This is a genomic window from Lactobacillus sp. PSON (genome assembly GCF_052615405.1).
This window is the reverse complement of record NZ_JBQXFW010000006.1, coordinates 266,678-274,210: the sequence shown is the minus strand read 5'-3', so window position 1 is coordinate 274,210 and position 7,533 is coordinate 266,678. Positions and strand designations below refer to the sequence as shown.

The following is a 7,533-nucleotide window of genomic DNA, read 5'->3' as shown; positions in this document are numbered from 1 at the left end:
AGTTTATCTACTTTGAAAGCACCCCATTGCTTCTTGATTTTCTGTCCACCAAGATCTCTTATAGTTCCATCTGCATTATACACATCAGTTGCTTTCACAAATCTAATACGTGAATAATGTTCATCATTATAATCATATTGTGGCAATTCTTTATTAACTTTTACATCCGCAAAATGTAACCAGTTATTGGTTCCTTTTATTCGATACATTGGAGCATTTCCATATTGAGTTGAAGGGAAATAACCCGAAAACGGAGTATCTGAAAAATAATCAACAGTAAATTTGCTTCCTACTTTCAAATTCTTTTTTACTATTTTAAGCTGTGTATCGTTTTTACCTTCTCCAGTATAAATTGCAGCCACGCTTGATTTAACTGTAGCAGTAGCTTCTTGTTCTTTTGCAGGAGTCGGAACTTCTTTAGCTGATTTGCTCAAGTTAGCAACCTTTACATATTGCTTCTTTGGTCCACCTACACGATAGTATTTTTTACCGTTTTTAAATTTATAACTTCCACCATAAGTTGTAATTGTTGTGCCTTTTTTCAGTACTTTTTTATTAGCACGCTTAGTACTTGTTGCATAAACATATGCATTTGAATCAACTTTTCTTTGAACACCGTCAATATTAGTTAATTTAATGTATTTATCTTGATATGTGATCTTGTAATAATATTCTCCATTAATCTTAACAGGATCAGAATCAAATTCTACATCTTGATATGAAGCAAATACTGTTCCAGTATTTTTACCATCTTTATTATAAATTGCAGAATTATGCATTGTTTTTTTAGTTACTACTTTATTGGCAGCCTGAACTGTGCTAGAAGCAAAAGGTAATAGTCCAATTAATGTTATAGCTCCTATTGATAATAATTTCTTATGTAAATTCATGAAATATTTCTCCTTTTATTAGATTAATTTTATTATCCAATAATGATTTATTTAATTCAATACAAAAAGCGTGAATTTTAGAGTTCACGCTTTTTGCATATAACTAATCAGACCATTTAATTTTATAAATCATATTCTTAGAAGTATATGAGTAACACTTTGGCTTAGTTCCTCTTGATTCATGATAAGCAACAGTTAAATATCCATAATTTTCATCAATAATTTGGATACTTTCAACTTCTGAATGAAGTCCTTTTCCTTTAATATCAATCACTCCTGCTGCACTTAAGTCTAAAGTGCTCCATCTGCTTGAATCATTTCTTGCATAAGCAGGAATTTTTAAAATTTGTTTATGATGTGCTTCAAATTTACCAGTTCTTTTATCAATATCAGGAGACTTTTGACTTGTTACATAAATATTACCATAATTATCTAAGTCATATCCTTGTACAGAGTTTAAAACAAAGTTATCATACTTATCTGCATTTTTATTATAAAATTCTGTAACCTTAAATGATGAATCAAGTGCATATTCTAAGTCATTGATCTTTATATATCTCTTTTCTGGAGATAAGTTCTTAACGTTATCCAATGCCTTATTAATTAGTGATAATTTATAAATTGAAAAGTAGCCTGTACCAGCTTTATCAATAGTCGCAATTAAAAGCTTTTCGTAATTAGGTGATACAGCTGCTTCAGAACGTACCATGTCATCACCAGGATAATCCATTTTACCAGCATGACTTAACCATGCAATTCTAGCAAAATCTAAGTTGCTATTATGATTTACTCCATCAGATACAATATCAACTCTTGCAATTTGACTACACCAACTACCAACGGGTTTAGTTCCAATAAACCAATTATTCTTTTTACCGGAATATTCCCAAGTTTGTGTATGGTGACCAGCAGCTCCATTACCTTTAAACTTCAAAATATTCAAATTCTTAGGATCATTTATTGAACCTCTATAAACTCTAATCTCTTCTTGATTATTCCATAATTGTAATGCGTAAATATTGTCTTTTGTTACATTACCTTTTTGAATCACTGAACCATGTCCAGTACTTACTTCAAAACTCTTTTCTACATTTACACTTGTAGTAGGTTTAATAAATCTCATGTTTCTTCCTCCAATTAATTTTCTTTTTGCTTAAACCTAAGCTCAGTAACAGCTTTTTCAACTCCTGCAAAGATGTTTTGCACGTCTTCTTCTGTTACCTTAAATCCCTTTCTTTGCAGACCATCAACCACGGCATTAACTACATTGTTTAGCTTCTTATCATCTGACATTACTGCCTTATCATAGAAGTAAACGTAATCAGTCATTAGTGTTTTCGCGGTGTCTTGAAATTCAGTTAAGCGCTGGTTCTTAAGATGTAAATGTCCTAATACTCCAGCTCCAATTAGGCTGATGATCCACAAAATTAAACCACATAGTTCAAAATAGTCACTAAAAGTCATAACAACCTATCCCTTAACTAATTTGAATTTTTGATTTACTAGTTATGTATTTTTCTTCTTTTTAGAGAATTTGTTGGTTATCATTCTCATCAACGACTTGCTTAACTAGATAAAAGAAAATCACTATAAGTAAACTTATTATGCGACAACAAAAAAGCTAATCACAAGGATTAGCTAAATCTATAATATTTTAGGTCATGATTGGAGTTAACTAGTTGCGTTCGTTAACTCCTTTTCTTTTATAGTTATACAAAAAATAAATATTATTACAGCTACCGTACTCTCTTTCATTTTTTACAACTCTTCGGCAACAAGTCGACCTTCAGTTGAATAATCCGAAAGAGAAAAACCAATCATATAATAGTCTGAGAACAAATCACCAGTTGACATTTCTCCGACCGCATATATATTATCAAAATAATCTCCGTCTTCTTTTTCTACTTGCATTTTTTGATTGATTTTTACACCGCCAATTGTTCCCCATGAACCAGGCATTGTATAAATAGCGTAGTAACCGTTTTTACCAGTGAATTTAATTAAATCCTCAGCAGGTTTACCAAATTTATCGCTACCATTTTCACAAGCTATTTGATATTTAGCGAAAGTTTCTTGAAGACTATTAGAGTCAATATTAATTTTATTGGCTAATTCATCAATTGTTTGTGCATGAACAACCGTTTTAGGACCTTGAGGGATTTTAGCAAGTTTCTTCTTAAAGTCATCTGCTACTTGATCAGCATCATAAATTAAGTAATACCTTGAACTCCCTTCACGATATAAGGCAGTTGTCAAATTCAAAAAGCTAAACGGTGCTTCATTAGTAAAACGCTGCCCATTATCATTAATTACAATAGCTTTGCTATAATCTGGTTCATTACTAAAATTAGTATAAAGCATCGGAGTAAAATCTAACTCTGCACTTTTATAAACATTATTAGTATCAATTTTTGCACCAATTTCTTTAAGCAAATTATAGCCATCACCAGTATTGCCTAAATTTGCTTCATTAAATACGTGAACATTTTTTAAGCTAGGCATACTTTCTTGAAGCAGTTTTTCTTTAGAATATGAAGCACCACCTGTAGCAATTACTATATTTTTAGCATTAATAGTAAATTCACCATTGCTGTTTTTAGCTTGAACACCGACAGCTACACCATCTTTCATATTTATCTTTGTTATAGTGGTTGCCCTAAGAATGAGTCCACCATTAGACTCAATATAACTTTCTAGGATTTGCGCAACTTGACCACCAGGTCCAAAACCAGCGCAAATATATGGAAATCTCAAGAAAAACTTAGGGTCAGTTTTGCCTATTTCAAGTAATTCATCAAAAGTCTTTCCAGAATTATTAAGAAGATATTTTACAAAGTCCATGTTCATTGAACTTCCAGGATTATCTTGGTTGGCTTTTTTAATCCAAGATAAAAGTTCATTCATATTATTATCTTGATTAATCTTTTGAAGAGCTTTTGATCCATGAGTAGCAAAAGCACCTGCAGCATATCTAAATGAACCACCTATTTGGTCATTCTTTTCTAAAACTACTACTTTTAATCCTTTTTTAACAGCAAAAGCTGCAGTAGATAGGCCACTTAACCCTCCACCTGCAATGACTATATCAGTTGTGAGGTCCTTTGCAGGAGCAGTTTTCTTAATAAATGGCTTTTGTGACCATGCTTGAGCATTTCCTGCTTGGGCGACAGCTTTAGTTGCGGCATTAATAACTGCTTCAGAAGTCATTGTGGCACCTGTGATAGCATCAACATTCAAGGTTTGCTGCTTAACAATTTCTGCTGGGATTACCTTCATCGCAGTATCACCAACATAAGGACTTTCAGTTTGCTTTGTCACTTTTACAGCAGTAATTTTATTATCATTTGTATTTACTTCTACGGTTACTGGTCCTCCATGACCATGAGCACTTGCAGAATATGTACCGTTTTTTAAAGAATAGTCTGCTTTTTCAAGATCAGCTTTATTCAATGCCTTAAAAGTTGCATTCTTTACAGCTCTTGAAGTAACTGAAGCTCCAGAAACAGCATCTAAGTCACTAGATTGTTTTTTCAAAATTTGTTCTTCTAAATTTTGAGCAACCTTTGCATATCCGCTTGCACCTTCACCCAAATCAATGTGAACCGCGGTAATCTTATCATTATCAATCTCTACTTTTACCTTTACTGGGGCGTGCATTCCTTTAGCACTCCCTATAAAACTACCATTTGTCATAGTTGTTTCCTCTTATTAATAGCGCTTACATCTATATCTAAAAAATAAAAACTATCTATACCATTCTGGCTTGTCACCTTCAGTATGAGGTTTTTCTAAACCGATAGATTCATCAATATCCTCTTTAGGATTCTTAATTAATTCATAAACATATGAAGCGACAGACTTTCTGGAAACTTCAGTATTGGTTATCTCTTCACCTTTTTTAGATTTTTGATAATCAACTTCATCTTTATTGGTCATCCAACTTGGACGAATTATAGTGTAGTCAAGATCTGAATCTTCAATAATCTTTGCAGCTTTTGCGTATTCAGTAATGTAATTGCCTAAGGTTTGCTTATTCCACTCACCAAACTTACCAGCAACTTCATCATAAATTCCAAGTGTTGAAATCCAAATCAAACGCTTAACTTTATCCTTATTCATTGCTTCTACAACTGCTTTTGCTTGTTTGACGATTGTATCAGTTCCACCTAAATTTGCATAAACTATGTCTTGACCCTTAATTGCTTCTTCAAGTTCATGCTCGTTTGTTGCATCACCTTCAATAATCTTTGCCTTATCTTTATCTTGACTTAGGCGGGATGCATTACGCAAAAATAAAGTAGTTTCAACATCTTTGTCAGCAAACAACATTTTTTCAGTTAATTGTGCAACTTGACCATGTGCACCTAATACAATAACTTTTATCATTTTTATGCCTCTTGTTTAAAATACTCGCTCTCCCAAGAAAAGACCTTACTAATATGATCTTGTAAGAGCTCAATTGTTAAATTTTTATCCTTATTTAAAATAGTATCAATAATTTCAATTAGCTCTTTGACACATGTTCTAACACATAATTTACTTTCATCAATTGTATAGCGCATTCTATCAGTTTGATTATTTAGTAAATCTAAGCTCTTTTGTAAAGTAGAATCGTTAGCAGAACTAGTTAAATATAAATGTAGTTTTTTATCCAAAATAATATACTGTGACCAATTTTGTTCTTGGCCAGCTTGAATAAGTTGCTTTTTAATATTAATAAGCTTAACTTCATCTAAATTATCAAAGTTCTTCTTTAAAGCATATGCTTCTAACATTGAACGTAAATCGTAGTTTTCTTTTAATTCTTCAGCTGTTATATTTGTAACACGTGTCTCTTGTCCATTTCGCTCAATCAGACCTTCAGTTTCCAGCATATTAATCGCTTCACGAATAGGAGTTCTAGATAAATTCAATCTAATTCCCATTTGGTTTTCTGAAAGCAAATGACCTGGACGATATTTTCCTGTTATAATTTGTTCTTTAATATAATTGTATGCCTTTTTTTGGTTTGTCATTTTAATACCTCTTAAACAAATTATAGCAGAAGAGATAATTGATTATGTTTTATATGAATACTTTTCTTACCTTCTTTCATTTTGCTTACAATTGTATAGTAGTTCATTCAACTTTTATAAGCAAGCGTTTTCATAAGATAACTTGTATACAAGTTTTTTTAACAATTATTTTAAAAAAATAAGGCTTTATCCTTTATTCTAAAGTTAGGAAGCGCTACAATATAGTAGTATCAAATAATGTAATCATTTTCAATTAGTGTTTTCTTTCCGACTCTAACTATATGATTTCACTGATTGAAAGCAAAAAGGATTCAATCTAGGTGCGTTGCCTAGCTTTGAATCCTTTCTTGTTTTTAGAATTAACTTGATTTCTTAAACCTAAATAATGCGCGCAAAAAACGATTGATGTGGGGCATCAACTTATCTATTTTTTTCAAAATTAAAGTCAATAACATATTAAAATTATAAATTTCTCACTTCATTAATCCTTTTAACCAGTACATCATATAAGCCATATTCTGTTGCCCGACGCAAATAAGCACCAAAATTAACGATGCTTTCTCCTAAATCCAAGTGTTCCTTAATGCGGAATAAGACTTGCTTAAAAGCCTCCTGCGTAGCAACTTGAGCTGGAGTATATTCAATGAACATATGGAAAAACTCTTCATGTGTCAATAGATTTGCCTTAACTATATCTTTTTCCATTTGGTGAGCAATTGAACTTAATGTATTTCTGACTTGCTTGATTTGTCGCTTGCTCGTTAAAAATCCATAATTCTTAAAGGCAAGCAATAAATTATATCCTGATTCATTCATGAAAAATGGCATAGTGGTAGCTTTCTCATGAGAGTCAGGTGTTGTTTTAGCTTTTTTAATCTTTTTGCGCTGTTTAGTTGGGTTAACTTGGACAGGCTTTTCTTCATAAAGGTCAGCGTCTTCATATTCTGGCTCTAACAAGTAATAACGATTAGCCTTATTAAGTCCCAAGCGCTGTTGAGCAATTAGACCGCACTTAATAAGCATGTCTTTATATTTTAAAGCAGTTTCATGACAGCAATTAAGCGCTTCTTCAATTGACTCTAATGTATAATTGAAAAACAAATTTCCATCTTCATCAGTAAATTTATTTTTATTAATTTTTGAAAGTTTATAACGATTGTAAAATAAGCTATACAACTTCTTAGCTTTTTCAGGAAGATGAGCGTATTTTTTATTATCTAAAAAGCTAAAATACTTGAGAAATGTAGCTTTCTTACTATGATTATCGTTAAAAAGTGCAATGCTATTTAATTTCATAAAAATAACCTCCAAGGTTAGCTCATCTTGAGTAACTTTTGCAGGCTTAATATGCAATGCTATTGAAATTTGTACCAATCTTGGTATAATTACTATAGCAATGCATAAAAGCATCTAACAAAAGTTCGTTGTCCAGGGTCTCAATCTGAAAGACGAGCTTTTTGTTTTGTCTTTTTATTTTGTTTTTTTAAATATTTAAACTTATTGTACCATTGTTAGGCATATTTGAAAATATAATTTTCAGATGTGCCTTTTTTGCATCCCTTGATTAAGTAAATACTTATAACTTTCTTGATTGATCAATCAAGAATCTTTTTATATTTAATCTTTAT

7 protein-coding genes are annotated in these 7,533 nt (G+C 31.6%); all 7 read right to left on the bottom strand.

Going from position 1 to position 7,533, the window contains the following annotated elements; translation table 11 throughout:
- The coding region (locus tag ACTHPI_RS07015; protein ID WP_445353455.1) for an SLAP domain-containing protein at positions 1-890 on the bottom strand (890 nt) is incomplete at its 3' end.
- Positions 891-993: 103 nt separating this feature from the next.
- The gene (locus ACTHPI_RS07010) at positions 994-2,013 is read right to left on the bottom strand and encodes a helveticin J family class III bacteriocin (RefSeq protein ID WP_445353454.1); all 1,020 of its coding nucleotides are present in this window, start codon (positions 2,011-2,013) and stop codon (positions 994-996) included.
- A gap of 14 nt (positions 2,014-2,027) precedes the next feature.
- Positions 2,028-2,354 (bottom strand): helveticin, encoded by a 327-nt coding sequence (locus tag ACTHPI_RS07005; protein WP_445353453.1) that lies wholly within the window; start codon positions 2,352-2,354, stop codon positions 2,028-2,030.
- Positions 2,355-2,648: 294 nt separating this feature from the next.
- Positions 2,649-4,583 (bottom strand): FAD-dependent oxidoreductase, encoded by a 1,935-nt coding sequence (locus tag ACTHPI_RS07000; RefSeq protein WP_445353452.1) that lies wholly within the window; start codon positions 4,581-4,583, stop codon positions 2,649-2,651.
- Positions 4,584-4,634: 51 nt separating this feature from the next.
- The gene (locus ACTHPI_RS06995; protein ID WP_445353451.1) at positions 4,635-5,276 is read right to left on the bottom strand and encodes an NAD(P)H-binding protein; all 642 of its coding nucleotides are present in this window, start codon (positions 5,274-5,276) and stop codon (positions 4,635-4,637) included.
- A gap of 2 nt (positions 5,277-5,278) precedes the next feature.
- A complete protein-coding gene (locus tag ACTHPI_RS06990) occupies positions 5,279-5,905 on the bottom strand; it encodes a GntR family transcriptional regulator (protein WP_445353450.1) in 627 nt (208 codons plus the stop codon).
- 462 nt (positions 5,906-6,367) lie between these two features.
- Positions 6,368-7,201, bottom strand: a complete 834-nt coding sequence (locus ACTHPI_RS06985) for a replication initiator protein A (RefSeq protein ID WP_445353449.1) — start codon at positions 7,199-7,201, stop codon at positions 6,368-6,370.
- Positions 7,202-7,533: the final 332 nt, after the last annotated feature.